The sequence below is a fragment of the Kitasatospora sp. NPDC001225 genome (assembly GCF_053597855.1).
The window spans coordinates 1-1,603 of record NZ_JBSFJC010000428.1; the positions used below are offsets into that span (position 1 = coordinate 1).

Sequence of the window (1,603 nt, forward strand, 5' to 3'; positions counted from 1 at the left end):
GCCTCGTACACCGTCGACTCCCGGGTGAGCAACGGCGCGCCGGTCATCACCGTGAAGCCGAACGCCGTCGCCCCGGAGGCCGCCCCGGCCGCCGGCGCGGTGGAGGACGTCGCCGTGGCGTTCACCGGCAACGCCGCCAAGGTCGTCTCGCGCACCCCGCGGGTGTCCTCCGGCCGCCCCGAGCTGACCGAGGCCGCGATCGTGGTCTCCGGTGGCCGTGGCGTCGGTGCCGCCGAGGGCTTCGGCGTGGTCGAGGAGCTCGCGGACGCGCTGGGCGCGGCCGTCGGCGCCTCGCGTGCCGCCGTGGACGCCGGCTGGTACCCGCACAGCAGCCAGGTCGGCCAGACCGGCAAGCAGGTCTCCCCGCAGCTGTACGTGGCCAACGGCATCTCGGGCGCCATCCAGCACCGGGCCGGCATGCAGACCTCGAAGACCATCGTGGCCGTCAACAAGGACCCCGAGGCCCCGATCTTCGAGCTCGCCGACTACGGCGTGGTCGGCGACCTCTTCGAGGTGCTGCCGCAGCTCACCGCCGAGGTGAAGGCCCGCAAGGCCTGAGCCCGGTCCGCCTGACAGTGAGGGCGTGGCACCGAGTACCACTCGGTGCCACGCCCTCCGTCGTCTCCCGGCGGCGCCTTCGCGCGCCGCCCGTCCCGGTCACGCCTCCGTCCGGGCCGTGAACCTCTCCGCGACGCCGGTCACTCCGCGACGAAGGCCGCGAGGTGCTGGGTGAAGCCGCCCTGGGTGGGCGGCAGCGGGCGCGGCTCGGTGTCCTGCACCGGCGGCGGCTCCTCGACCGGCAGCAGCCGCAGCTCCGGCTGGTCGGAGTCGGGGGAGGAGAGCAGCCGCACCCGGGTGCCGACCGGGACGGTGCTGCGCATCCCGTCCACGATGCACCAGACGTCGAAGCCCTCCGCCATGCGGATCAGCGACTTCTGACGGACCAGCGGCGTCCGGGCCTGTTCGACCGCGCAGCGCCGCACCACGCCGGTGCCCTCGCTGGGCTCCAGCCGCAGCTCGGTGGAGCCGCAGGTGGGGCAGAGCAGCCGTTGGAAGGTGGGGTTGTTGCACCACGCGCAGCGCTGGAAGTACAGCGTCGTGCTGCGGGTGTCGGCATCGATGGCTGAGTGGACCACGCTGTCATCTCCCTGCGCTCGGACCGGCTTCGTGCGGTGGAACCGTGGCGGAACCGCGGCGGGTGTACGCCAGAAGTTCGGCACGAAAAGGATAGGGAACTCAGTGCCGTCAAGGGAAGGCACTGAGTTCCCTTTTTGCCGCGCGCATGCATAATGAAGGGTACTGAGTACCGTCGTGAAACAGGAGTGGCGATCATGAGCCAGGACTTCGATCTCTTCCGGATCTCCGAGGAGCACGGGATGCTCCGTGAGGCGGTGCGTTCGCTGGCCGAGGCGAAGATCGCTCCGTTCGCGGCGGAGGTGGACGAGCAGGGGCGGTTCCCGCAGGAGGCGTTGGACGCGTTGCGGGGGAACGACCTGCACGCGGTGCATGTGCCGGAGGAGTACGGCGGTGCGGGGGCGGACGCGCTGGCGACGGTGATCGTGATCGAGGAGGTGGCGCGGGTGTGCGCGTCGTCCTCGTTGAT

At 71.4% G+C, this 1,603-nt stretch carries 3 protein-coding genes; 2 read left to right on the forward strand and 1 reads right to left on the reverse strand.

The annotated features are described in order from the left end of the window. A partial coding sequence (locus tag ACWDCZ_RS41175; RefSeq protein WP_449818698.1) for an electron transfer flavoprotein subunit alpha/FixB family protein occupies positions 1-558 on the forward strand: 558 nt, incomplete at its 5' end. Between the two features lie 140 nt (positions 559-698). Here ACWDCZ_RS41175 and ACWDCZ_RS41180 read toward each other — a convergent pair. Next, positions 699-1,136 carry a PhlB family protein gene (locus ACWDCZ_RS41180; RefSeq protein WP_074002309.1) on the reverse strand — a complete coding sequence of 146 codons (438 nt, stop codon included), beginning with the start codon at positions 1,134-1,136 and terminating at the stop codon, positions 699-701. Positions 1,137-1,331: 195 nt separating this feature from the next. Here ACWDCZ_RS41180 and ACWDCZ_RS41185 point away from each other — a divergent pair. After that, the coding region (locus ACWDCZ_RS41185; RefSeq protein WP_449818699.1) for an acyl-CoA dehydrogenase family protein at positions 1,332-1,603 on the forward strand (272 nt) is incomplete at its 3' end.